This is a genomic window from Rhodococcus sp. H36-A4 (assembly GCF_027158005.1).
GTDB lineage: Bacteria > Actinomycetota > Actinomycetes > Mycobacteriales > Mycobacteriaceae > Rhodococcoides.
Genome location: NZ_JAPVLQ010000003.1, coordinates 174,323 through 198,068, shown reverse-complemented (window position 1 = coordinate 198,068; position 23,746 = coordinate 174,323). Strand labels below are relative to the sequence as shown.

The window sequence follows — 23,746 nt, the reverse complement described above, 5'->3', positions numbered from 1 at the left end:
ATGAGTTCGAGCACGCTCCGTCGCTCCGCCACTACTGTGCTGGAGCAGTGGCGGACGAGCCAGTGGCACGAAGATTCGCTCCGTCACACGATGCTCGCCTTCGTCGACAGCAATGCCGACGCCTGCCTGCGAGCCAACGAAGCAGGGCACCTCACGGCATCTTCGCTGGTTCTCGACGCGGAGGGCCGCAATGTACTTCTCACCCTGCACCCGCGGGTGGGCCGTTGGATCCAGCTGGGCGGTCATTGCGAAGAATCCGACGACACGGTGGTCGACGCCGCGTTGCGGGAAGCTCGGGAAGAGTCCGGGATCGACAATCTCGACATCGACCCGGCTCTGCTGTCCGCGCACACACACCCGATCACGTGTTCGCTCGGCAAGCCCACCCGGCACCTCGACCTGAGATTCTTGGTGCGCGCCCCCGTCGGGGCCCAGGCCGTCCGCAGTGCGGAATCCACGGACCTGCGGTGGTGGCCCGTCGACGCACTTCCCGACACCGCCGAGAAGGACACGATCACCCATCTCGTCGAGCTCGCGCTACTGCGCTAGCGACATCAGACGTCGGTGGAGAACCGGACTCCGCCGTCGGGCAACTTGACCCCCGGCCACACTCTGGCGCCACGAAGCAGTTCACAGCGGGCACCGATATCGGCTCCGTCGCCGATGATGGCGTCACGGATCAGTGCGCGCGGTCCGATGCGTACACCGAATCCCAGGATCGAACGCTCGACGACTGCACCCGCTTCGACGACCGCACCGTCGAACACGACCGCGCCGTCGAGACGGGCACCTGCGCCGATCTCCGCGCCACGGCCGATGACGGTGCCACCGATCAGCAGCGCACCGGGAGCAACGCCCGCGCTGGGATGGACTAGGGATTCGCCTCGGGTGCCGTTCAACGCCGGCGATGGAGCGATGCCGCGCACGAGATCCGCCGAGCCCTGAACGAAGTCTTCCGGGGTTCCCATGTCACGCCAATATGCACTGTCCACATGGCCGAAGACCCGACGACCATCGGCGAGAAGGGAGGGAAACACTTCCCGCTCGACCGATACCGGCCGATCATGCGGAATGGTCTCGATGATCTCACGCTTGAATACGTAGCAACCAGCATTGATCTGGTCCGTCGGCGGATCCTGAGCCTTCTCCAGGAACGCTGTCACTCGCCCGTCGGCATCGGTGGGTACACAACCGAAGGCACGAGGATCACCGACGCGCACGAGATGCAGCGTCACATCGGCCTCGGTCCGCTCATGGGTGTCCAGGACGGCGGTCAAGTCGGTTCCGCCGAGGACGTCTCCGTTGAACACGACGACGTTGTCTGCCCGCAACCTCGGTAGAACGTTGCGAATACCGCCTCCGGTGCCCATGGGCTCGGTCTCGGTGACGTACTCGAGTTCGATACCGAGCGACGAGCCGTCACCGAAGTAGTCCTCGAATACCTCGGCTTTGAACGATGTACCCAACACCACGTGATCGATTCCTGCGGCCTTGATACGGGCGAGCAGATGCGTCAGGAAAGGCAACCCGGCAGTCGGCAACATAGGCTTCGGCGCCGACAGTGTGAGTGGCCGCAGGCGAGTTCCTTTGCCGCCCACAAGGATTACGGCATCTGTGTTGGAGCGGGTTTCAGCTGACATGGTCGGCCTCTCTATTCTCGTCGATCTGTCGCTGTCGAAGTGCCGCAGCCACAACCACCTTCGAGCGCACCGCCAGGCCCGCTCGCAGAACCCATCGTATGGGAGCCTGCCAGGGATGGGGGTGCCGGTCTGCCTGAAACCTGTACGCACTCGTGTGATGCGCCGGCAGCATCAACTCTGGATGTCGTCCTGCCGCATGGCCTTTGGTGTGGGTGATTTCCACGTCGGGCACGTAGACATTCAGCCATCCGGCGGTTCCGAGTCGATCCCCCAAGTCGACGTCCTCCATATACATGAAGTAACGGGAGTCGAACCCGTTGACGGAATCGAAAGCGGCACGACGAAGCAAAAGGCAAGATCCGGACAACCAGCCGACAGCACGTTCGGTCACCGCCTCGTTGTCCTGCCGATAACGTTGCGTCCACGGATTGCCCGGCCAGATCTTGCCGAGGACAGCATGTCCGACACCTGAGGTGAGGTCCGGAACTGCGCGAGCAGACGGGTACCTGGTGCCGTCGGGCTCGCGGATGAGAGGCCCGAGCGCACCCGCGCGAGGCCATCGCTCCGCCGCGGCAAGCAAACCGTCGAGAGATCCAGGATGCCACCGCACATCGGGATTGGCGACGACAACGAACTCGATGTCGTCGTCGAGTTCGGCTACCGCGCGGTTGACGGCCCCGCCGTAGCCGAGATTGGCTCCGGTTCGAAACAACCTCACATGCGGGTAGCGCGCGTCCGCGGCCTCGACGCTTCCATCGGTCGACCCATTGTCGGCCATGATGACGAGCGGCACCTCCTCTGTTGCCGAAGCGAGGGAGGAGAGGAATTGATCCAGATACTTCCCGGGGGAATAGGTCACCGTGACGACGGCCAGCTTGGAACTCACGCGGGCCAGACTAACCGGCGAAGCCGGTATTGCCTCACCTCGCGCCGGCACGTACCTCACCCAACGCATCGGAGAGTGCTGCGCGCCACGGCCGCAGGGGGGTCAGGCCGGCAGCTGTCCAAGCATCAGCAGACAACACCGAGTACGACGGCCGGGGGGCGGGGCGCACGAACTCGGCACTCGAACAAGCCAACACGCGTTCCGGGTCTGCCCCCGCGCCGGCGAAAACAGCACGTGCCAGTTCGTACCAGCTTGCTGTACCGGTATTCGTCAGATGAAGAATCGGCCGCCCGCTCGACGGCGAAGCAGCGAGTTCGAGCAATCCGGACGCGAGATCACGGGAATAGGTCGGTGATCCGATCTGATCGTTCACCACCGACACGGTGTCTCGCTCACGTTCGAGGCGCAGCATCGTCGAGACGAAGTCCGACCCGGTTCCGGTGTAGACCCAGGCCGTACGCACGACCGTTGCCGAGGGCAACACTCGTAGGACAGCCTCCTCACCGGCTAGCTTGGTTCTTCCGTAAGCGCTGCGCGGGGCCGTCGGGGATTGAGGTAGGTACGGAGAAGTCGCGGTGCCGTCGAACACATAGTCGGTCGAGACGTGCACGAGGCGCGCACCGACGCGCGCACAAGCAATCGCCAGGTTCTCGGGACCGTCTGCGTTGACCTTCGACGCCGTTGCTTCGTCCGATTCTGCAGCATCGACCGCGGTATAGGCGGCGCAGTTGATCACCACCATGCCCGGCTCGACGGCGTCGGCAACTGACCTCGCGTCGGTGATGTCCAGCTCTGCGCTGGTCACACCGAGCGTCGTGACGCTGCTCGCACCGTTGCTGTTGTTCGAAAGGTGCAGTATCTGCCGGCCGAGCTGTCCGCCCGCTCCGGTCACAAGGATTTTCGCCACAGTTGCAAAGTGTGGCACGCCGCCCTTGCTTGAGCGAGACGGTGACACTTCACAAGTAACCTGACTGGTCGGGGCGAGAAATGCGTAGAACAAGAGTGGAGAGGTCACCAGGTGCAACGAGAGTCTGACGGATCGCGAGGCGCGCGGCGGTCCTCGGCGCGCCGTCGCGACCCTGGGCAACGCCCTGCCCGGGGGCGCACTCGGGCGCCACACCGCAACGACCGCCTCAGCGAGGACGAGAGTGCCGGCGGCAAACCTGGAAACGGACTACCGGCCGACAGGCCAGGCATTCCTCGGATGCTGATCGCGGCCATGTCCGTTCTCGTGCTGGTCGTGACAGGTTTCGCATGGCGAAGCGTCGACGACCTTCGCTCGAACATCGCTACTGCAGGTGGCCTCGGTTTGGGTGGTGGATCCGACGGCGCAGTGGACATCCTCATGGTCGGCACCGACAGCCGCACCGACGCGCACGGCAATGCGCTGACGCAAAGCGAGCTCGATTCACTGCGCGCCGGTGACGAGGTGGCATCGAACACCGACACGATCGTGCTCATTCGCGTACCGAACGACGGTTCTTCGGCAACGGCGATCTCGATACCCCGTGATGCGTACGTCGCGGTTCCGGGACTCGGAAAGTCCAAGATCAACGCGGCCTACGGCGCAACGAAGGAGAACAAGCGCCTCGAACTCGTCGAACAGGGTGTGTCCGACACGGACGCGGACTCACAGTCGACCGAAGCCGGACGCGAGGCGCTCATCGAATCGGTGGCCGATCTGACAGGGGTCACCGTGGATCACTACGCCGAGGTGGGTCTGCTCGGTTTCGTACTGCTGACCGATGCTGTCGGCGGCGTGAACGTATGCCTCAATGCCCCTGTGGACGAGCCGCTGTCCGGAGCGAACTTCCCCGGCGGCGAGCAGACACTGTCCGGTGCCGACGCGTTGAGTTTCGTCCGGCAGCGACACGATCTTCCGCGTGGCGACCTCGACCGAATCGTGCGTCAGCAGGTATTCATGGCATCACTCGTGCGGAGTGTGCTGAGCGCGAAAACGTTGAGCAACCCCAGCAAGTTGAGTCAGCTCAGCTCCGCGGTCCAACGTTCAGTTGTTCTTGATTCCGATTGGGACATACTCCAATTCGCGACCCGTTTGCAGGATCTCGCCGGCGGTAAGGTCAAGTTCGAGACCATCCCCGCCGTCGACATCAACGGTGTAACCGATTACGGCGAATCGATTGTCGAGGTCGATCCCGATGCGGTGAAGACCTACGTCGAGAGGCTTGTCGACGGATCCGTCGACGACCAGGACTCTGCACCGGCGACCGACACTCCCACCGTCGACCCGTCTTCGGTCACGGTGGACGTCGCCAACGACAGCGGAATCGACGGACTCGCGAACGGTGTGGCAGCGTCGCTCGGATCGCTCGGATACACGAGCGGCTCGGTCGGAAACTACGAGGGATCCTCGGTCTCCGCCACGACGATTCAGGCGGCAGATCCGGATAGTGATGCAGCGAGGTCGGTGGCAACTGCTCTCGGCGGGCTCGAAGTGGCCTCCGACGACACACTGCCGCGCGACACCGTTCGGGTGGTGCTGGCCTCCGACTACTCCGGCCCCGGGGCCGACGGCAGAACCGCATCACCGACGACCGCATCCCCAACTACCAACGGTACGGCCGCGAGCAGTGCAGGCGAATCACCTGCACCGCCGATCGACGCAGGCTCGGCGGGCCCTGCCTGCGTCAACTGAGCTCCGCTAGGGTTGCGCCTGTGGCCTCAACGTTGACGCAGGAACTGCTCGATCCGATACTCGCGACCGATCCCGCCGGTCCACGGGTGACGTATTACGACGACGAGACGGGTGAACGGGTCGAGGTATCGACGATCACGCTCGCCAATTGGGCTGCGAAGACCGCCAACCTGTTGTGCGACGAGTTCGGTCTCGCACCGGGTGCCAAAGTCAGTGTTCTACTACCCGCCCACTGGCAGAGCGCGGCCGTCCTGCTCGGTGCGTGGTGGGCAGGTGCAGAGGTCGTCCTCACCGCAGACGACACGGCAGAGCTGGCACTCGTGCACGGTTCTCGAATCGACGAGGCCGGCGACATACCCGAAATACTTGCCCTCTCGCTCGACGCGTTCGGCAAACCGGTTCCCGATCTTCCTATCGGAGTGACCGACTACGCAACCTCGGTACGCGTGCACGGAGACCAATTTCGGCCGACTGGCGCTGGCGCTGCTCTCGACGGACGATCGGTCGAGGAAGTTTTGGCGGAGGCACGCAGCCGAGCCCAGGCACATTCGTTGGACACCGGAGACCGCGTGCTCTCGTCGTTGCCATGGGGTACGACCGAGGAATTGATCGACGGACTACTGTCGGTTTTGGTTTCCGGCAGCTCGCTCGTGCAAGTGAACAACCCAGACGAGACGAAGACAGACCGTCGCTGCACTACCGAAAAGGTCACCAAGACGCTCGGTTAGGACCTGCCGACGTATCCACCGTCGTCGAGGCCTGCTTCGATCTCGAAACGATTCTTCGCACCCGGATTCCGTAGTTCCTCCACCAGATAGCGAACCGCGAACAGTGGCCCGTATCGAGCCCACTGATCTGCGTGCACCGCCTCATGGCGCAGAACACTGCGCGAGATGTTGGCGCGGGTGAGGTAAGCGGCACCGATGGTCGTGCCGCCGCGACCGAAGCCTGCACGCATTCCCCGACAGATGAAGAGCCGATACTCGTCGTCGAAGACGATTTCGGCCCGCCACAACGTCGCGTAGACGAGCGCAAGGTAGGTGACGACGGATACCGCGCGCCCCCGAGTGCGAGTGTCCGGCCGCTGGATCGACAATGCGGACACCGGCGCGAAACGCATTACCCGAGGAGTTTGGCGCGCAGTGCCGCGTCCTTGTCGAGCACCATTGACTCGAGGTCTTGTTGGAACTTCTCGATTCGCGACCGCAGCTCGGGGTCCGAGGCGCCCAGAATGCGAGCCGCGAGGAGTCCTGCGTTGCGGGCGCCACCGATCGACACCGTGGCAACCGGTATCCCAGCGGGCATCTGCACGATCGACAGCAGTGAATCCATACCGTCCAAGTACTTCAAGGGCACAGGTACACCGATGACCGGCAGCGGCGTAGCCGAAGCGACCATACCTGGCAGATGAGCTGCTCCACCGGCTCCGGCGATGATCACGCTGAGCCCCCGCTCGGCCGCGCTCGTCGCATAGTCGAGCATGCGCTTGGGTGTGCGGTGCGCCGAGACGACACCGACCTCGAAGCGAATCCCGAATTCGGCCAATGCGTCCGCCGCGGCCTCCATCGTCGGCCAGTCGGAATCGCTGCCCATGATGAGGCCGACCTGAGGGCCCAGTGGTTCGGTCATTGGTGCGGGTCCCATCCGTCGGTCCATTCTGCGTGCGACATCCAATGTGCCGCGCGTTCTGCTTTCTCCCGGACAGCGGCCACGTACGCCTCGTCCGATGCTTGCCCGTTCGGTGCTCCGAGTACGTTGACATGGCCGATCTTGCGGGCTTCGCGCTCGCCCTTGCCGTAGAGATGAACCTTGGCGTCCGGCATCCGCGCGAAGAGATGATGAAGCCGTTCGTCCATCGTCATAGTCGGGGCCTCTGATGCTCCGAGGATATTGGCCATGACCGTGACCGGCGCCAACGGCGTCGTATCACCCAGTGGGTAGTCGAGTACCGCGCGAACATGCTGCTCGAACTGCGAAGTTCTGCATCCGTCCATGCTCCAATGCCCGGAGTTGTGCGGACGCATCGCGAGTTCGTTCACAAGGATGGCGCCGTCGACGGTCTCGAACAGCTCGACCGCCATTGCGCCGACGACTCCGAGCTCGGCGGCAAGCCCCAACGCCATTCTTTCCGCGTCGATCGCCACATCGTCGTCGAGCGAGCCCGCCGGTGCGATGACCACCGCGCATTGCCCGTCGCGCTGCACCGTTTCGACTACGGGCCACGCCGCACCCTGTCCGAACGGAGACCTCCCGACCATGGCGGAGAGCTCGCGCCGCAGTTCGACCTTCTCCTCGACCATCAGTGCGACGCCGAGATCGAGCTGACGCGCCACGATGTCCTCTGCCTCGTCCGCATCCTTCGGCATCCACACACCACGTCCGTCGTATCCACCACGGATGGATTTGACGACCACCGGCCACCCGTGGGTGTCTCCGAAAGCTGTGACGTCTCCCACCCAGGTGACCTCGGCGAATTTCGGGATCGGGATCCCGAGCTCTTCCAGTTTCCGACGCATCTTCAGTTTGTCCTGCGCGTAGATCAGGGCCGACGGCGGTGGCTGTATGTTGACCCCTTCGGACACGAGGACTTCGAGATGCTCGGTCGGGACTTGCTCGTGGTCGAACGTGACGACGTTGGATCCCGTAGCGACCGTGCGGAGGGCGTTCAGGTCGTCGTGGTGTCCGAGTACGACATCGGCGCTGACCTGCGCGGCCGGCTCATCGGAACCTGCGGAGAGGACTCGTAGGGTTTGGCCGAGTGCAATTGCGGCTTGATGCGTCATTCGCGCCAACTGGCCTCCGCCGATCATCGCCACTACCGGCATTCCGGTGGACGAGCTACGGGGGGTGGTGGGGCGCGGAGATAGACCTGTCACGGCTTCATATCGTGTCATGCGAGACAGATTCCACCGCCAGCAGACCCCTCTAGCCAGGAATGGATTCGAGCGTCATGTCCAATTTCTTTATTGAGAAGTCCCATTTACTTCACTGAGAAATCCCACTTCCTTCACTGAGAAATCCCACTTCCTTCACTGAGAAATCACTGATGATCTGCGCGCCGGTTAGTCGATCGGGCACCTCGTTTCGTAGACTCCTTCGTTGTGCCCTCGATCGACAGTTTGATTCATCGCCTTCCCGGTCCGCTACGGGTACTGGCGATTCGTCATACCGAGCTGATCAAATTTGCAATCGTCGGTGGGACCACGATGGTGTTCGACCTGGTGATTTTCTATTCGCTCAGTCTGACCATCCTCGAGCCCAAGCCTGTCGTCGCGAAGATCATCTCGGGCGTCATGGCCACCATTTTGAGCTACATCCTCAACCGTGAGTGGGCCTTCAAGAATCGTGGTGGCCGCGAGCGCCATCACGAGGCTTTGCTGTTCTTCACGATCAGCGGAATCGGTGTCGTTCTGGCGGCTGCCCCGCTGTGGGTGGCGAACAATTTGTTCGACATCCGCGAAGGGCACAACAGCCTGACGATGGTGTTGGTTCTCGACTTCGTCCTGAACTACATCATCGGCAATCTTCTACAGATGGCATTCAGGTTCTGGGCGCTACGAAAGTTCGCGTTCCCCGACGAAAACGCGCGGGGCGCTGCGGCAGGCTCGACCGATTACGATCCGACGCCCGCAGAAGCTGCAGAGGAGCAACTCGGCCACAGCTGACCTTCTGCGTGCTCAGCGTGGCTCTCGAGCCCGTGGAGAAGGGGTACCGGCTTCTTCGCGTGACGCAGGCAGAAATACCGAGAACAAAGCAGGCTTGCGTCGTTGCAGTTCGAGCCTCCCACCGTCCGCCTCGACGAGTGCTCGGGCGAGAGCGAGACCCACGCCGGTCGATCCGGCGCCGGAGAACCCTCGATCGAATATGTGCGGAGCCAACTCGTTGCTGACGCCGCTGCCCTCGTCCGAAACCTCGATGCATACCAGTGGCTCGCGCCGTCGCTCGGCCGTGTCGAGCGCAGGAATCAGTCGCACTGCCACCGTGCACTTTCCGCCGCCGTGCGAGAGAGCGTTGTCGACCAAGACCGCCACGGCCTCACGCAATCTCGAACCCGTCACCGACGCTTTGAGTCCCGGCCCACCCTCGAGCTCCAGTGTTCGGCCCGCATCCTCGAAGTTTCGTTGCCACTCCCCGACGACCCCGCTGAGCTCCGCGATGACAGCTACGTCCTCGGCACCTGCCGCCCCGTCGCTACGGGACGAGCGCACCAACTCGTCGATCGCCAGGGTCAACCGGTCCACCTGTGCCATTGCTTCATCTGCTTCGGCAACTACGTCGGGATCGGGATGCGTCGACAATTCGTCGAGCCGAAGTCGGACGGCCGTCAGTCGACTGCGCAACTGGTGCGATACGTCGGCGACCAGCGCATGCTCGCGTTGCAGTCGGCCCGCGATCTCGACCGTCGCCGAATCGAGAACTTCCGAGACCCGATCGAGCTCGGCGATTCCATGCCGTCGCGGATCGGGACGAAAGTCTCCGTCGGCGAGTCGCTGCGCTCGTCGTGCGACGTCGCGGAGCGGATCGGCCAGCCGGTTGGCGGTCAAGACGGCCACCGCAGTCCCGATGAGAATCGAGGCCAACACCACGAGAGCGACCGCACCGACAGCTTGTTTCTGCAAGGTTCTCATATCGTGAGACGGCACTTCGAGCCGTAGCGATCCCGCAGTTCCCATCGACAGCGATTCCACCAACGGGGCGGGCACGAAGCTTTCACCGATGTCCACCCTCGACGCGGCATCTTGCGGTGTCGGAAACACCACGACGAGACGTCCACCTTCCGGTACGGCCAACCTGAGCGAGCCTATGTCGAGGACACCCTCCACGATGCCTCGCTCTCCCTCTTGCGACAGGATTTCCGATGCCATCCGATCGAGCCGACGTTGAAGGTCGTCGCGAGTGAAATCCTCCACCCATAGCCAGGCGGTGTACACAAGGGGCAGACCAAGCAGTAGAGCGGTCAGCAGGACGACGGCAAGGATGGATTGCAGTATGCGACGGCGCATCGATCAGTCGCTGTTGATCCGGAACCCGACTCCGCGCACAGTGGCGATGCGGCGCTCGGAAACCGATCCCTCGTCACCGATCTTCCTGCGCAGCCATGACATGTGCATGTCGAGTGTCTTGGATCCACGGAGTTCCGCGTCGCCCCATACCTCCCGGAGAATCGTCTCGCGGGAAACGACTTGCCCAGCATGGTCGAGGAGCACTTTGAGCAGTTCGTATTCCTTGTTCGCCAATGCGATCTCGGTTCCGTTCACCAGCACTCGCCTGGCGGCAGGCTCCAGCCTGATCCCGCCGACCTCGATCGGGGTGTCCTCACCGGGACCGCGCCGCCGAAGCAGTGCCCGGACGCGGGCCATCAGCTCGGCGAGTCGAAACGGCTTACCGACGTAATCATCGGCGCCGGCGTCGAGCCCGACCACGAAGTCCACCTCGTCCGTCCGCGCCGTCAACATCAGGACGGCAAGTTCGGAGCTGTTGGCGCGGACTTGCCGACAGACTTCCAGGCCGTCCATTCCCGGCAGGCCTAGGTCGAGAATCAGCAGGTCGTAGTTCCCGTCGAGGGCCCGCTGAAGGGCAGCCGGCCCGGTCTGCTCGACCGTCACCGTGTACCCCTCACGCCCCAGGGCTCGCGAGAGCGGGGCAGCAATTGCTTCGTCGTCTTCTGCAAGCAGCACTTCGGTCACCCGCGCAACCCTACGGTTCGTTTCTGTGAGAACGCTTCGTTTACCAGCGTTTCCCCGCACGCCATCCTCTTTTTGCCGTGTCCGGAGAATCCTCGTACGAGACTTCTCCGTCGTCGATCCGCGGACGGTCGTCCCGGCGAATCTCCAGCGCGTCGAATACCTGCTGGTAGAGAAGCGAATGTACCCGCTGGACGCGGGGAATGTCGTCGAATTCCAACGGGTCGTCCGACGCGGAGGCGATGATGAGGGTTCCGGTACCCAGCATGCGATCGATCAGTCCGTGCCGAAACTGGACGTTGGAAATACGGCCCATCGGGATGTCGATTCCCGAGTGGGTGATGACGCCCTGCCGGATGAGCACTCGGCGGTCGGTGACGATGAAGTGCGTGCATCTCCAGCCGATGAGGGGGGCTATGCACCGCCAAGCGACGATGATCGCCCACATAACTGCAGTGACTATCGATGCGACGGTGGAACTCGAGCCGTCGAGCTTTACCGAAATCAGGCCGATCAGGAAACCTGCGACAGCGGTGACCAGGATGAATGACAACGCAGGCAACACCAGCATCTTCCAATGCGGGTGATGATGCAGAAGCAGTTCTTCCTCGTCTGCCAACGCATCTTCCGGGTACCCCATACGACTCACTCCTCGGCCGGATCCTTATTCGTACGAGGCGATCCTGCCACGAGAGCTGCGTCCTCCTCGCCATCCGAATCGGCGGCGCCACCGACATCCTCCTCACTGGCGGAATCGGCAGCCTCAGGATCGGTGGGTTCCGCTGCCGCATCGGGGGCAGGGCCGTCACCACCGGACATCAGAATGTCCGCCCATCTGGTTGCTGGATCGATGTCCACCAGCAGCGCCTTGGCCATCAAGGTCAATGGGATGGCGAGGACTGCTCCGAGCGGACCGAGAACCCAGGACCAGAACACGAGCGAGAGAAAGGTCAGAGTGACCGACAATCCCACGGCGTCACCGACGAACTTCGGCTGAATGATCGACTGGATGATTACGTTGACGACGCTGTAGACGACGATCACCGCGATCATCAGCGTGGGCCCACCCTGCAACAGCGCCAACAGGGCGGGCGGAACCAGTCCGAGAACGAAGCCGATGTTGGGAATGTAGTTCGTGATGAACGACAACAGCCCCCACAACACGGGAAGCGGGATACCCATCGCCCACAGCGCACCTGCGTCGATGACGGCAACGATCAAGCCGAAGATCGTCGAGACGACCAGATAAGTACGAGTCCCCGTAGAGAAGGACACGAATGCGCCTGCGATATCGGGCCGGGTACCGACCAATGTCGACATCCGCGTGGTGAACGAACTTCCGTCGACCGCCATGAACAACAGCAGCACGAGGACGAAAACCAAGTTGGAGAAAATACCCAGGACGTCCACGAGAAGACTGTCGATCACACCGAACACCGTGCCTGCGTCGACTTTCGACATCAAACCTTGAATCTGGTCTTGCCCAATTCCGTTGTTCGCCAAAAGAGTCCGGACGCTGTCGACAAGACTGTCGAATTCATCGGCGTAGGTCGGCAACAGCGTCGCAAGTCGGGCGGTCGATACGACGAGTGCCAATACCAACACGAGAAGGATGGAGTACACCACGACAATCGCGATGATCGTTGCGATCCACGCCGCAAACCCCTTGCGTCGCAGCCACTCTGGAAACGGATGCACCGCTACCGTCAGCATCAAGGCAAGAAACGTCGGCCCGACCACGCCGGAGAACGCGCGTGTTCCGGCGACGCAGACGACGAGAGAGGCAAGCCCCAGCAACACGATCACCCCACGTGGAAGCGACCACGATTCCGACACGCTCGACGGCGTCGCATCCGATGCATGTCGCGGTTCCATGAGTGCCCCTCCGCAGGTATTCATCTGCTCAGAACGATCCCATCGCAACTGTCGAAGCCACATCATCCGTCGCGGATGATGTGGCTTCTCCGGTTACTCCAACGCGCGTAGGTGCGTGACGTCACCGGCCGCCACGGCGACCGATTGCCCGGTGTCATCGTCACGAACGACGATGCGGCCGTGAATATCGACGTCGGTCGCCTCACCCACCAACACTCGATCCCCAGGCATCTCGACGCGAACTCTGCGGCCCACCGTGTCGCACCGCTCGCGATATCGCTGAGCGAGATGCTCGGTGTTCCAACCGGAGTTCTTCCAGGAATCCACTTCGGCACCGATTCCACGCAGCATTGCGCGCAGAATAGTGTCACGATCGGTCACGACCGCATTTTCGAGCACCAGCGATGACGCCGTCGGGACGGGAAGTTCCTCCGTCGTCATCGACACGTTCAGCCCGATACCGACCACCACGACCGGATGCGGACCGTAGGTAGCCACCTCGGCGAGAATTCCAGCGACCTTTCGCCCCTCGATCAAGACGTCGTTCGGCCATTTCAGAGCCGTATCGACGGCTGCCACCGTTCGCAGCGTGTCGACTACGGCGACTCCGGTCAGGAGCGGTAGCCACCCCAGGACAGCCGGATCTATTCCTGGAAATTTCATCAGCACCGACAACAGGATCTGTGATCGAGGCGCGCCGGAGAACGGGCGTGAATGACGGCCACGTCCGCTGTCCTGATGTTCGGCGACGAGCGCAGTGCGATCGGCGAGCCCGTCGGCTCGTGCAATGAGGTCAGCGTTGGTCGAGCCAGTTTGCTCGACCACGTCGAGCCTCGACCAGGACGCTTGCGGTCCATCGACAAGTGCTCGACGAAGAGCCGCGACATCGAGCGGGGGGCGGTCGAGATTGGTCCACATGACCCATGAGCATATGGCCCTACCGAACAGGCCTCGACGATGTACCGGCCAGTAGGCTTCTTTGTCGACTGTGCTTGTCGCACCTCGGTCGGGACAGCCATCTCAGTCGTGGTTAAAGTGATCCCCCATGACCAGTGTTCAGGACGCAACTGCACAGGGTTCGGCCGCCAAGCCCGATATCCACACCACAGCGGGAAAACTCGCCGATCTCAGAAGTCGCCGGGAAGCCGCGATGCTCCCCAGTGGTGAAGCTGCGGTGGAGAAGGTGCACGCGAAAGGAAAGCTGACCGCCCGGGAGCGCATCACAGCGCTTCTCGACGAAGGTTCGTTCGTCGAGCTGGACGCGCTCGCTCGTCACCGGTCCGTCAACTTCGGGATGGCCGACAACCGCCCCTTCGGCGACGGCGTAGTCACCGGTTACGGCACCATCGACGGGCGCGACATCTGCGTTTTCTCCCAGGACGCCACCGTCTTCGGCGGTTCTCTCGGTGAGATCTACGGCGAAAAGATCGTCAAGGTCATGGACCTGGCGATCAAGACCGGCCGCCCGCTGGTCGGCATCAACGAAGGCGCAGGCGCTCGCATCCAGGAGGGCGTCGTCTCCCTGGGCCTCTACGGCGAAATCTTCCACCGCAATGTTCAGGCCTCCGGAGTCATCCCGCAGATCTCGCTCATCATGGGGCCAGCTGCCGGTGGGCACGTCTACTCCCCCGCACTGACCGATTTCGTCGTCATGGTCGACGGCACCTCGCAGATGTTCGTCACGGGCCCCGACGTCATCAAAACCGTCACCGGCGAAAACGTCACCATGGAAGAACTCGGTGGCGCACACACCCACATGGAGAAGTCCGGTGTCGCGCACTACGTCGCCTCCGGCGAGCAGGACGCGTTGGACTACGTCCGCGATCTGCTGTCGTACCTACCGAGCAACAACCGCGCCGACGCACCCCGCCTGGCGCCATCGGATCCGATCATCGGTGGCATCGAGGAAAGCCTCACTGCAGAGGACCTCGAACTGGACACCCTGATCCCCGATTCACCGAACACCCCGTACGACATGCACGAGGTCATCCGCCGGATTCTCGATGACGACGAGTTCCTCGAAGTCCAGGAAGGCCGCGCTCGCAATATCATCGTCGGCTTCGGACGTGTCGACGGTCGCTCGGTGGGCATCGTGGCCAACCAGCCCACCCAGTTCGCCGGCACTCTCGACATCGACGCCTCCGAGAAGGCGGCCCGCTTCGTGCGGACCTGCGACTGCTTCAACGTCCCGATCATCACCCTCGTCGACGTTCCGGGCTTCCTTCCCGGAACCGAGCAAGAATTCAACGGCATCATTCGTCGCGGCGCGAAGTTGCTCTACGCCTACGGTGAGGCGACGGTCGGCAAGATCACCGTCATCACCCGCAAGGCCTACGGTGGCGCGTACGACGTCATGGGCTCCAAGCACATGGGTGCAGACGTCAACCTCGCGTGGCCGACCGCTCAGATCGCCGTTATGGGTGCATCCGGTGCCGTCGGATTCGTCTACCGCAAGCAACTGCTCGAGGCTGCGAAAAATGGCGAGGATGTCGACGCATTGCGGTTGAAGTTGCAGCAGGAGTACGAGGACACGCTCGTCAACCCGTACATCGCGGCCGAGCGCGGCTACCTCGATGCTGTCATCCCGCCGAGCCATACGCGTGGACAGATCGTGGCTGCGCTACGGCTTCTCGAGCGAAAAATGGTGACGCTGCCGCCGAAGAAGCACGGAAACATCCCACTATGAGTGCACCGGCAAAGGAATCCGACATCACCGAAGCCACGGATCTGATCGAGTCTGCAGGATTGGAAGACGCATCGGCGGTCTCGGCAATCCACGATGCGATCCGAGTGGTGAAGGGCAATCCGTCGGACCAGGACATCGCGGCACTCGTCGTGGTTCTCACTGCAGCAGCAGGTTCGACCGGCTCGACCGGTGACTCACGTCCATCGGAGCTGTGGGGTTCACACGCCTCGAAGCATCGGACGTTCGCGCCTTATTCGCCGTACTCGTACGGCGCTTCGCAGCGTTACTAGAGTGCCTCGTTTCGTTCTCGCCTCAGCGTCGCCTGCGCGGCTCGAAGTTCTACGCAAAGCGGGAATCGATCCAGTCGTGCGGGTGTCCGGGGTGGACGAGGACGCGCTCACCGCTGCACTCGGATCCGATCCGGTACCCGAGGATGTGGTCGTAGCCTTGGCGCGCGCAAAGGCCGAAGCAGTCCTCACCGAGTTCGACGACGCACTGGTGGTCGGATGCGATTCGATGTTGTCCATCGGCGACGAGCTCCAGGGCAAGCCTCACAGCGTCGAGGTGGCACGGCGTAGATGGGCTGCGATGGCCGGGACATCAGGTGATCTCCTGACCGGCCACGCCGTCGTTCGAGTCGTGGACGGGAGATCGGTCGCGGTCGCAGTCGGGTGCAGTTCGACGAGGGTTCATTTCAGTGAACCCTCGTCTGCAGACCTCGAGGCATATCTCGCATCGGGTGAGCCGTTGTCGGTGGCCGGCGCCTTCACGCTGGACGGCCTCGGTGGGTGGTTCGTCGACCGCATCGAGGGAGATCCTTCCAGCGTCATCGGGATCGGTCTACCGCTCGTCCGTCGACTTCTGGCCGAGGTCGGCACGTCGTTGTCCGAGCTGTGGGCCGATTCAGGGAACCAATAGAGCTGTGATGTCTCGGGCCCCGGTCATCACCTCGGCGATCTTGTCCGCAACCTCCTCGGCTGTACCGGTCTCCGAACCGAACAACACGATCACTGCAATGTCCACTCCCCTTCTCGCAACTTTTCCTCGCGGGCCACCGAAAGAATCGGTACGTGAGAACAGCCTCACCAGCAGTGAGGGTCGGATCCCACCTGCTTTCCGTGGGCACGACGGGTGTCCACGGGCGGCTCTGCTCCCCGAGCACAGCTCCCTCGACTCGCCGACCGCCTAGGATCGACAGAGACAGATCGATTCGATCACTCCTAGGAGCGAAGAAGAAGTGCCCGTAGCAGCAGACCCCACGCCCACGTTTTCCGACTATGCGCACCCAGATCGACTGGTGTCCACTCAATGGCTGTCCGCACATCTCGGCACTCCCGGCCTCCGGGTCGTCGAATCGGATGAGGATGTGCTTCTCTACGACGTCGGCCACATCCCGGGTGCGGTGAAGATCGATTGGCATGTCGATCTCAACGACCCCGTCACGCGGGACTACATCGATGGAGATCAGTTCGCGGCCCTGCTCGGCCGCAAGGGCATCTCGCGCGAGGACACCATCGTGATCTACGGCGACAAGAGCAATTGGTGGGCCGCCTACGCACTGTGGGTATTCACCTTGTTCGGTCACAAGGATGTCCGACTGCTCGACGGTGGCCGCGACGCGTGGCTGGCCGAGAACCGCGAAACAACCCTCGACGTCCCCGAGTACCCGACCACGGAATACCCAGTCGTGGAGCGAAACGACGCACCGATACGAGCATTCGCTGCGGACGTCCTCACAAGCCTTGGCACGATTCCCCTCATCGACGTGCGTTCACCGGCCGAATACACCGGGGAACGTACCCACATGCCCGACTATCCGGAGGAAGGGGCACTGCGCGGCGGCCACATACCGACCGCGGTCAGCATCCCCTGGGCTAAGGCTGCGGCCCCCGACGGTCGCTTCCGTACCAGAGCAGAGCTCGACGAAATCTACGCCGACTACGTCGCAAGTGAGAAGGTGATCGCGTACTGCCGAATCGGCGAGCGATCGAGCCACACCTGGTTCGTGCTGACTCACCTTCTCGGTCACGAATCGGTCCGGAACTACGACGGCTCGTGGACCGAATGGGGCAATGCAGTTCGGGTTCCGATTGCACGCGGCGAGGAGCCTGGCTCCGTACCCGTGAAGGCCTGATCATGTCCGAGTTGCCGGAGTCGCTCTCCGAGATCGTAGAGGATTTCGCCGCGGTCGAGGGCCAGGACAAGCTTCAGTTGCTCCTCGAGTTCAGTCGTGAGCTCCCTGAGTTGCCCGGGCATTTGGAACAGGCAGCTATGGAGCCGGTGCCCGAATGCCAGTCACCGCTGTTTCTTTCCGTGGACAGTGCGGATCGTGACTCAGTCAAGCTGTATTTCAGTGCGCCGCCGGAGGCGCCGACGACGAGGGGTTTCGCCTCGATACTTCACCAGGGTCTCGACGGACATTCGGCGCAGGACATTCTCGCTGTTCCGGATGATTTCTACCTTGCGCTCGGTCTCGGAGCAGCTGTGAGTCCTCTGCGACTGCGCGGGATGTCGGCGATGCTGTCGCGCATCAAGCGACATGTGAGATGAAACTCGAATAGAGGCGACCTCGACCTGCTGGTCGAGGTCGTCTTGATCGATACACTTGCCGGTCGGTACAGTCACTGCTGGACACGGTGTATGCGATTCGGTAGTTCTTCGGTGCGCTCACCGTGGTTGTTTGTTCATCCCGCGTGGAGAGTTGGTTGCTGTCGAATGGAGTTCACCGAGTTGGCGGACTACACCATACCCGCAGGCACCATCACGGAGTGGATTCCCAGTGTCGGTCCCCACGCAAGCACCCCGGTCCTGGCCGGTTGGCAGCCGGACGACCGCCCAACGTCGTATGTCCACGAGGCGCACCTGCGCGACAGCCTGAAGAGTCCGCGTCAGGGCCGGGAAAGTTGGTTGGGCGCGGCGTTCGATATCGACGGCCCGCTCGACAAGCGTGCGTTCCGACGCGCCGTGCTCGCGTGGATCGATCGCCACGAGTCCATGCGTTCACACGCGGCCATCGACGTCGTCGACGGAGAGCTCAGCCGGGTCACCGCCGCGGAAGGCACCGTCGATGTCTGGCAGGTCGAGCAGGAGCGCTGTGAGCTCTCCAGCGAGGTGTTGGACCATCTGCAGTACTTGTTCGACGAATACACCTCACCTCTCGCCTGGCCCGCGTATGCGTTCGTGACAGTTGAGCCACTGGAAACGTTGGACACGGGAAAGGTCACCGTCTTTTTCGCCGCCGACCACTCCATAATCGACGGCCTTTCCACCGTTCTGGTTGCCCACGAGATATCCGCGTTGTACGCCGAGGCAGTCGACGGCACTGCCGCCGCACTGTTCGAGGCTGGTAGCTACCTGGACTTCGGGATGTCCGAGCGCCGGATGCACGCCGAACTCGAGCACACTCACGATGCCGTGGTGACCTGGCGCCGATTCCTCGACGCCGACAATGGTCGGCTACCGGCCTTCCCTCTCGATATCGGTCCGCCGGGGAGCGGTGACACCCCGCAAGGCGGGTTGACCGACTGGATCTTCGATGCCGAACGGGCCGATTCCTTCTCTGTCGCGTGCCGCAAGACCGGCAACAGTATGTTCGCCGGACTGCTGGCCGCCTTGGCAGTGGCCGGGGCGGAGCTGACCGGCCGGACCGAGTTCCGGACCATCACACCCGTACACACACGGGATCAACCGCACTGGGCGTCGTCACTCGGGTGGTTCGTCGGATTGTGCCCGCTCTCGTTCGATATCGCGGATGCGGAATCGTTCGGCGCGATCGTTGCGCGGGCTACTCAGCAGGTCACGGCGACCAAGCCGGTGGCCCGGGTCCCACTCGACCGGGTGTTCCGCGCGCTGGGTGCCTCTGCGAAGCCGCGCTTCGTGGTGTCGTTCATGGATGTCCGTTTCGCGCCGATGGCCGAGCGGTGGGACGCCTGGAATGCACGGGCACTGCGCAGCAAGCAGTACGACCACGACGTCTACATCTGGGTCAACCGCACGCCGCGCGGAGTGAACATCTCGGCGCGGTACCCCAACAACGACATCGCAACCGCACACGTTCACCGCTATGTCGGCATGCTGCGGCGAATCCTCGACGAAGTGGTCGACACAGGAACGGCGTCGCTTCCCTCCATGGTGAGCAGCGACCCGGCATTGCACAGCGCGTCCTTCGTTCCGACACCTACCAATCAGTAGGGACCTCCGGCTTTTTTAGGTCTGTTCCCTGTAACCACCATCCAGTTTCGGATGTGCCGGCCACTGTGCTTACACTCCGAAGAGACGCCCGTAACCGAGCGGCGGAAAAACGCCGCGCACGGAACACTTGAAACCACAGGAGGCTCAGTGCCCAGCCACGCCAGCGCGCATATCACCAAGGTGCTTGTCGCCAATCGCGGCGAGATCGCAGTTCGGGTGATACGAGCAGCAGCGGATGCCGGCCTGACCAGTGTCGCGGTATTCGCCGAACCTGACGCCGATGCTCCGTTCGTGCGGCTTGCCGATGAAGCCTTCGCTCTCGGTGGACAGACATCTGCCGAGTCCTACCTGGTAATCGACAAGATCCTCGACGCCGCCAAGAAGTCCGGCGCCGACGCCATTCACCCCGGCTACGGATTCCTGTCCGAAAACGCCGAATTCGCCCAGGCCGTCATCGACGCCGGGTTGATCTGGATCGGACCGTCACCGCAGTCGATTCGCGATCTCGGCGACAAGGTCACGGCCCGCCACATTGCCGCCCGCGCCAAAGCCCCTTCAGTGCCCGGCACCTCGGAGCCGGTCAAAGACGCAGCCGAAATCCTCGCTTTCGTCGACGAGCACGGTCTACCGATCGCTATCAAGGCTGCCTTCGGTGGCGGCGGACGTGGCATGAAAGTTGCCCGCACCCGCGAAGAGATCCCAGAGTTGTTCGACTCTGCCACCCGCGAAGCTGTCTCAGCCTTCGGTCGCGGAGAGTGCTTCGTCGAGCGCTACCTGGACAAACCGCGCCACGTCGAAGCTCAGGTCATCGCCGACCAGCACGGCAACGTCGTCGTCGCCGGCACCCGCGACTGCAGTCTGCAGCGCCGTTTCCAGAAGCTCGTCGAGGAAGCGCCTGCGCCGTTCCTCACCGACGCCCAGCGCGCCGAGATCCATGCCTCCGCGAAAGCGATCTGCCGCGAGGCCGGTTACTACGGCGCAGGTACCGTCGAATACCTCGTCGGCCAGGACGGACTCGTCTCGTTCCTGGAGGTCAACACCCGCCTGCAGGTAGAGCACCCCGTCACCGAGGAGACCTCCGGCATCGACCTGGTGTTGCAGCAGTTCCGCATCGCAAACGGCGAAGAACTCTCCATCACCGAAGACCCCACGCCGCGCGGACACTCCTTCGAGTTCCGCATCAACGGCGAGGATGCCGGCCGAGGCTTCCTACCGGCCCCCGGACCGGTCACCACCTTCGTCGCCCCCTCGGGCCCCGGCGTACGCGTGGACTCCGGTGTCGAATCCGGTTCCGTGATCGGCGGCCAGTTCGACTCCATGCTCGCCAAGCTCATCGTCACCGGCGCCACCCGCGAAGAAGCCCTCGCACGCTCGCGTCGCGCGCTGGCCGAGTTCAAGGTCGAGGGCCTGGCGACCGTCATCCCGTTCCACGCGGCTGTGGTATCCGATCCCGCCTTCATCGGCGACGGCACGAAGTTCGCCGTCCACACGCGCTGGATCGAGACCGAGTGGGATAACCAGGTCGAACCGTTCACCGCCGGTGAGCCTCTGGACGAGGACGAGGCACTGCCCCGCCAGTCCGTCGTTCTCGAGGTCGGTGGCCGTCGCGTCGAGGTCTCGCTCCCCGGTCAGTTCTCACTCGGTGGCGGTGGCGCCGCGTCCGACGGTGCGATCCGTCGTAAGCCGAAGGCTCGCAAGCGAGGTGGCTCGGGCGGCGCCGCCGCATCGGGTGACGCTGTCACCGCTCCGATGCAAGGCACTGTCGTCAAGGTTGCCGTCGAAGAGGGTCAGGAAGTCGCCGAAGGCGATCTCATCGCTGTCCTAGAGGCGATGAAGATGGAGAACCCGGTCAACGCCCACAAGGCGGGTGTCGTCACCGGTCTGTCCGTGCAGCCGGGATCGGCCATCACTCAAGGCACCGTGCTCGCCGAACTGAAGTAACACGATCCACACCGACGTCCGGGTTAGTCTGTTCTCATGGCAGACAACCCGGACGTTCGTGTAGGTACGGCCGAGCGTGAACAGGCGCTTTCAGCTTTGAGCCGGCATTTCAGCGATGGGAGGCTCACCCTCCCCGAATTCGACGAGCGAAGCGCCGTGGTTGCGTCCGCCAACACACGCGGGCAGCTGGATTCGGTGTTCACCGACCTTCCTTCGCCCTCCCTGAATCCGAGCGCCTCAGCTCCGTTGGACCGGAGAGAGTCCACTCCTCCCGCACACACGGACGAGTACGACGGTGCCGACGGGTGGGACTGGCGCAAGACAGCGATAGCGGTGACCCCGATCGTTGCTCTGATCCTGTTCTTCGTCGTCCCCGTCCCCCACAGTTGGTTGTTCTTCCTGCTCATCCCCCTGGTTGGTGCACTCCTCGCGGGTGGAAATCGGTCCAGGCGGCGCGATCGGTGACTGCGACCGATCCCCCGAGAGCACTGTTGTTCGATGTGTTCGGCACCGTGGTGGATTGGCGTACGAGCGTTGCCCGCGAGGTCGCCGCGGCCACAGCTGCTCAGGTAGATTCACTCGCTTTCGCTGATCGGTGGCGTAGTCTCTATCAGCCGGCGATGGAACAGGTGCGGTCCGGCGCGCGCGCCTTCACCAGACTCGATGTTCTGCACCTGGAGAGTCTTCGAATAGTTCTCTCGGAGTTCGATGTTCGAATTCCCGAACCCTCGATTGTCGCCCTGAATCTCGCGTGGCACCGCTTGGACCCGTGGCCGGATTCGGTGGATGGCATCGGCCGCCTACAGTCGAAGTTCATCGTTGCGCCGCTGTCCAACGGGAACATTTCGCTTCTGTTGGACATGGCGAAGAACGCCGGTCTTGCTTGGGATGCAATCCTCGGCGCGGAGCCGGCGCGCGCGTACAAGCCGTTGCCCGAGGCATACCTCCGCACCGCCGACATTCTCGGCCTACGTCCCGAGCAGTGCATGATGGTCGCGGCTCACAACGGTGATCTGATGGCGGCCAGAGAGTGCGGATTTCGTACAGCTTTCGTTTCCCGACCGCGGGAGTACGGGCCTTCGCAGACGAAAGATGTTGCTCCGGAGTCGGACTGGACGTACAGCGTGCACTCGATCGCCGAACTCGCTACGGCTCTGCACTGCTGAGATCTACGTCAGCTATTCTCGGCCACTGAAAATGTCGCCCTATTCGGTAGCCTCGATACGACTACCGACTGCATGGACGACAACGATCTGCGGATTCCACGGCACCAGGGCGTCGATCGATTTTTCGAGCTCGCCGATCGGCGGAAGATCCTGAGGGCCTAGTACTTCGATCACAGCGGTGTCGGCCTGCCAGGTGACGGATCCGACCTGAGCATCTGGAACTGAGGCGAGCCATTGCTCTGCCGCGTCGTGAATCTGACGCACCCAGAGTGAGGTAAGCGAATTGATCACCATGGGAATGGCCACGACTACCAGCGCCGATGCCAACAGGAGAAATACGCGACCATGTCGCGGGGACCCCATGGTGCGGCTTTCTTGGGCGTAGCCGGCGACAACCAGTACCAGGGTGGAGGTGATCACCATCGCAACCACATTCGAGGCGAACAACACCAGAGCGCCGAGCGCCAGCGAGGGCGCTCCGGATCCGAGGCAGACACCGACTACGGCAAGTGGTGGTACCAGTGAAATTGCAATGGCCACGCCGGGAAGCACATCACCGACGTCACGGCGAGTGATCGCAATGGATCCGGCGAAGCCAGTGGCAATCGCAGCCATGAGGTCGGCCAGTGTCGGGGAGGTGCGTCCGAGAACCTGAGAATTAGTCAGCACATTGGTCGGGTTGAGCAAGACCTGCGCGAACAGGTATCCGAACGCCACGACCAACACGAGCCCCAGCAGAACATGTAAAGCACTCCTGAACACGAGTGATCCACGACCGGTGGCAATCCCGAGACCGGCACCGAGAATCGGTGTCGACAACGGAGCTACGATCATCGCCCCGATGACGGTGGCCGTCGAGTCTGCAACCACTCCCGCGACAGCGATGATTCCGGAAAGGGTGAGCATGATCCAGAATCCCGACCGCTTTGCACCAGTGTCCCCGACAGCGAGATCCAACCGCTCGTCGAGTTCGTCGAGACTTCGACGCTGACTGTCCGGGACCAAAAATGCAAGCATCTCC

General features: G+C 62.8%; 26 protein-coding genes. 13 read left to right on the top strand and 13 right to left on the bottom strand.

The genetic code is table 11. The annotated features are described in order from the left end of the window. Window positions 1–549 carry an NUDIX hydrolase gene (locus O1W68_RS10020; RefSeq protein WP_269303212.1) on the top strand — a complete coding sequence of 183 codons (549 nt, stop codon included), beginning with the start codon at window positions 1–3 and terminating at the stop codon, window positions 547–549. 5 nt (window positions 550–554) lie between these two features. Here the strand turns inward: O1W68_RS10020 and O1W68_RS10015 are convergent, their stop codons facing one another. The 3 genes from O1W68_RS10015 to rfbD are packed head-to-tail and all read right to left on the bottom strand — an operon-like array spanning window position 555 to window position 3,433. Beyond that, window positions 555–1,640: an NDP-sugar synthase gene (locus tag O1W68_RS10015; RefSeq protein ID WP_269303210.1), complete on the bottom strand. Its 1,086-nt coding sequence runs from the start codon at window positions 1,638–1,640 to the stop codon at window positions 555–557. Further along, complete coding sequence (locus O1W68_RS10010) at window positions 1,630–2,526, bottom strand: glycosyltransferase family 2 protein (protein ID WP_084346845.1); 897 nt, start codon at window positions 2,524–2,526, stop codon at window positions 1,630–1,632. The genes O1W68_RS10015 and O1W68_RS10010 overlap by 11 nt, the downstream gene beginning before the upstream one ends. 34 nt (window positions 2,527–2,560) lie before the next feature. Beyond that, window positions 2,561–3,433: a dTDP-4-dehydrorhamnose reductase gene (gene rfbD / locus O1W68_RS10005; RefSeq protein ID WP_269303208.1), complete on the bottom strand. Its 873-nt coding sequence runs from the start codon at window positions 3,431–3,433 to the stop codon at window positions 2,561–2,563. A 297-nt stretch (window positions 3,434–3,730) separates the two neighbouring features. On the opposite strand from rfbD, the gene O1W68_RS10000 reads away from it, so the two are divergent. Both O1W68_RS10000 and O1W68_RS09995 read left to right on the top strand, forming a co-directional pair. Further along, entirely contained in the window at window positions 3,731–5,182 is a 1,452-nt protein-coding gene (locus O1W68_RS10000; RefSeq protein WP_269303717.1) for an LCP family protein, read from the top strand. A gap of 20 nt (window positions 5,183–5,202) precedes the next feature. Beyond that, window positions 5,203–5,910: a TIGR03089 family protein gene (locus O1W68_RS09995; RefSeq protein ID WP_269303206.1), complete on the top strand. Its 708-nt coding sequence runs from the start codon at window positions 5,203–5,205 to the stop codon at window positions 5,908–5,910. Here O1W68_RS09995 and O1W68_RS09990 read toward each other — a convergent pair. Genes O1W68_RS09990 through O1W68_RS09980 form a run of 3 tightly spaced genes read right to left on the bottom strand, consistent with a single transcriptional unit; the run spans window position 5,907 to window position 8,076 of the window. Then, the gene (locus O1W68_RS09990; protein WP_269303205.1) at window positions 5,907–6,302 is read right to left on the bottom strand and encodes a hypothetical protein; all 396 of its coding nucleotides are present in this window, start codon (window positions 6,300–6,302) and stop codon (window positions 5,907–5,909) included. The genes O1W68_RS09995 and O1W68_RS09990 overlap by 4 nt on opposite strands. Next, window positions 6,302–6,811 (bottom strand): 5-(carboxyamino)imidazole ribonucleotide mutase, encoded by a 510-nt coding sequence (gene purE / locus O1W68_RS09985; protein WP_269303202.1) that lies wholly within the window; start codon window positions 6,809–6,811, stop codon window positions 6,302–6,304. Before purE ends, O1W68_RS09990 begins: the two co-directional genes overlap by 1 nt. Beyond that, complete coding sequence (locus O1W68_RS09980) at window positions 6,808–8,076, bottom strand: 5-(carboxyamino)imidazole ribonucleotide synthase (RefSeq protein ID WP_269303200.1); 1,269 nt, start codon at window positions 8,074–8,076, stop codon at window positions 6,808–6,810. The genes purE and O1W68_RS09980 overlap by 4 nt, the downstream gene beginning before the upstream one ends. A gap of 207 nt (window positions 8,077–8,283) precedes the next feature. Here O1W68_RS09980 and O1W68_RS09975 point away from each other — a divergent pair, with 207 nt between their 5' ends. After that, window positions 8,284–8,847, top strand: coding sequence for a GtrA family protein (locus O1W68_RS09975; protein ID WP_269303199.1), 564 nt, complete (start codon window positions 8,284–8,286; stop codon window positions 8,845–8,847). A 12-nt stretch (window positions 8,848–8,859) separates the two neighbouring features. Here O1W68_RS09975 and O1W68_RS09970 read toward each other — a convergent pair whose 3' ends face one another. The 5 genes from O1W68_RS09970 to O1W68_RS09950 all read right to left on the bottom strand — a co-directional run bounded on the left by O1W68_RS09970 (window position 8,860) and on the right by O1W68_RS09950 (window position 13,659). Continuing rightward, window positions 8,860–10,185: a sensor histidine kinase gene (locus O1W68_RS09970; RefSeq protein WP_269303197.1), complete on the bottom strand. Its 1,326-nt coding sequence runs from the start codon at window positions 10,183–10,185 to the stop codon at window positions 8,860–8,862. A 3-nt stretch (window positions 10,186–10,188) separates the two neighbouring features. Further along, the gene (locus tag O1W68_RS09965) at window positions 10,189–10,869 is read right to left on the bottom strand and encodes a response regulator transcription factor (protein ID WP_269303196.1); all 681 of its coding nucleotides are present in this window, start codon (window positions 10,867–10,869) and stop codon (window positions 10,189–10,191) included. Between the two features lie 40 nt (window positions 10,870–10,909). Next, complete coding sequence (locus O1W68_RS09960; protein WP_269303194.1) at window positions 10,910–11,506, bottom strand: PH domain-containing protein; 597 nt, start codon at window positions 11,504–11,506, stop codon at window positions 10,910–10,912. Window positions 11,507–11,511: 5 nt separating this feature from the next. Next, window positions 11,512–12,741 carry an AI-2E family transporter gene (locus O1W68_RS09955; protein ID WP_269303193.1) on the bottom strand — a complete coding sequence of 410 codons (1,230 nt, stop codon included), beginning with the start codon at window positions 12,739–12,741 and terminating at the stop codon, window positions 11,512–11,514. 93 nt (window positions 12,742–12,834) lie between these two features. Further along, a complete protein-coding gene (locus tag O1W68_RS09950) occupies window positions 12,835–13,659 on the bottom strand; it encodes a biotin--[acetyl-CoA-carboxylase] ligase (protein WP_269303191.1) in 825 nt (274 codons plus the stop codon). A gap of 127 nt (window positions 13,660–13,786) precedes the next feature. Here O1W68_RS09950 and O1W68_RS09945 point away from each other — a divergent pair, with 127 nt between their 5' ends. Genes O1W68_RS09945 through O1W68_RS09935 form a run of 3 tightly spaced genes read left to right on the top strand, consistent with a single transcriptional unit; the run spans window position 13,787 to window position 16,345 of the window. Continuing rightward, on the top strand, window positions 13,787–15,427 hold the full coding sequence (locus O1W68_RS09945) for an acyl-CoA carboxylase subunit beta (RefSeq protein ID WP_269303189.1): 1,641 nt from the start codon (window positions 13,787–13,789) through the stop codon (window positions 15,425–15,427). Beyond that, complete coding sequence (locus tag O1W68_RS09940; protein WP_269303187.1) at window positions 15,424–15,717, top strand: acyl-CoA carboxylase subunit epsilon; 294 nt, start codon at window positions 15,424–15,426, stop codon at window positions 15,715–15,717. Before O1W68_RS09945 ends, O1W68_RS09940 begins: the two co-directional genes overlap by 4 nt. A gap of 1 nt (window position 15,718) precedes the next feature. Next, window positions 15,719–16,345 (top strand): Maf family protein, encoded by a 627-nt coding sequence (locus tag O1W68_RS09935; RefSeq protein WP_269303186.1) that lies wholly within the window; start codon window positions 15,719–15,721, stop codon window positions 16,343–16,345. On the opposite strand, the gene O1W68_RS09930 is transcribed toward O1W68_RS09935, so the two are convergent. Next, entirely contained in the window at window positions 16,331–16,513 is a 183-nt protein-coding gene (locus O1W68_RS09930; protein WP_269303184.1) for a hypothetical protein, read from the bottom strand. The genes O1W68_RS09935 and O1W68_RS09930 overlap by 15 nt on opposite strands. A gap of 151 nt (window positions 16,514–16,664) precedes the next feature. Here O1W68_RS09930 and O1W68_RS09925 point away from each other — a divergent pair, with 151 nt between their 5' ends. The 6 genes from O1W68_RS09925 to O1W68_RS09900 all read left to right on the top strand — a co-directional run bounded on the left by O1W68_RS09925 (window position 16,665) and on the right by O1W68_RS09900 (window position 22,725). Further along, complete coding sequence (locus O1W68_RS09925) at window positions 16,665–17,561, top strand: sulfurtransferase (protein ID WP_269303182.1); 897 nt, start codon at window positions 16,665–16,667, stop codon at window positions 17,559–17,561. Window positions 17,562–17,563: 2 nt separating this feature from the next. After that, on the top strand, window positions 17,564–17,977 hold the full coding sequence (locus O1W68_RS09920; protein ID WP_269303180.1) for a SufE family protein: 414 nt from the start codon (window positions 17,564–17,566) through the stop codon (window positions 17,975–17,977). Window positions 17,978–18,142: 165 nt separating this feature from the next. Beyond that, complete coding sequence (locus O1W68_RS09915; RefSeq protein WP_269303178.1) at window positions 18,143–19,618, top strand: condensation domain-containing protein; 1,476 nt, start codon at window positions 18,143–18,145, stop codon at window positions 19,616–19,618. 147 nt (window positions 19,619–19,765) lie between these two features. Continuing rightward, entirely contained in the window at window positions 19,766–21,559 is a 1,794-nt protein-coding gene (locus O1W68_RS09910; protein ID WP_269303176.1) for an acetyl/propionyl/methylcrotonyl-CoA carboxylase subunit alpha, read from the top strand. A 36-nt stretch (window positions 21,560–21,595) separates the two neighbouring features. Beyond that, entirely contained in the window at window positions 21,596–22,024 is a 429-nt protein-coding gene (locus tag O1W68_RS09905) for a DUF1707 SHOCT-like domain-containing protein (protein ID WP_269303174.1), read from the top strand. Beyond that, the gene (locus O1W68_RS09900) at window positions 22,021–22,725 is read left to right on the top strand and encodes a haloacid dehalogenase type II (protein WP_269303172.1); all 705 of its coding nucleotides are present in this window, start codon (window positions 22,021–22,023) and stop codon (window positions 22,723–22,725) included. The genes O1W68_RS09905 and O1W68_RS09900 overlap by 4 nt, the downstream gene beginning before the upstream one ends. A gap of 39 nt (window positions 22,726–22,764) precedes the next feature. On the opposite strand, the gene O1W68_RS09895 is transcribed toward O1W68_RS09900, so the two are convergent. Continuing rightward, entirely contained in the window at window positions 22,765–23,742 is a 978-nt protein-coding gene (locus O1W68_RS09895) for a TIGR00341 family protein (RefSeq protein ID WP_269303170.1), read from the bottom strand. Window positions 23,743–23,746 lie beyond the last annotated feature (4 nt).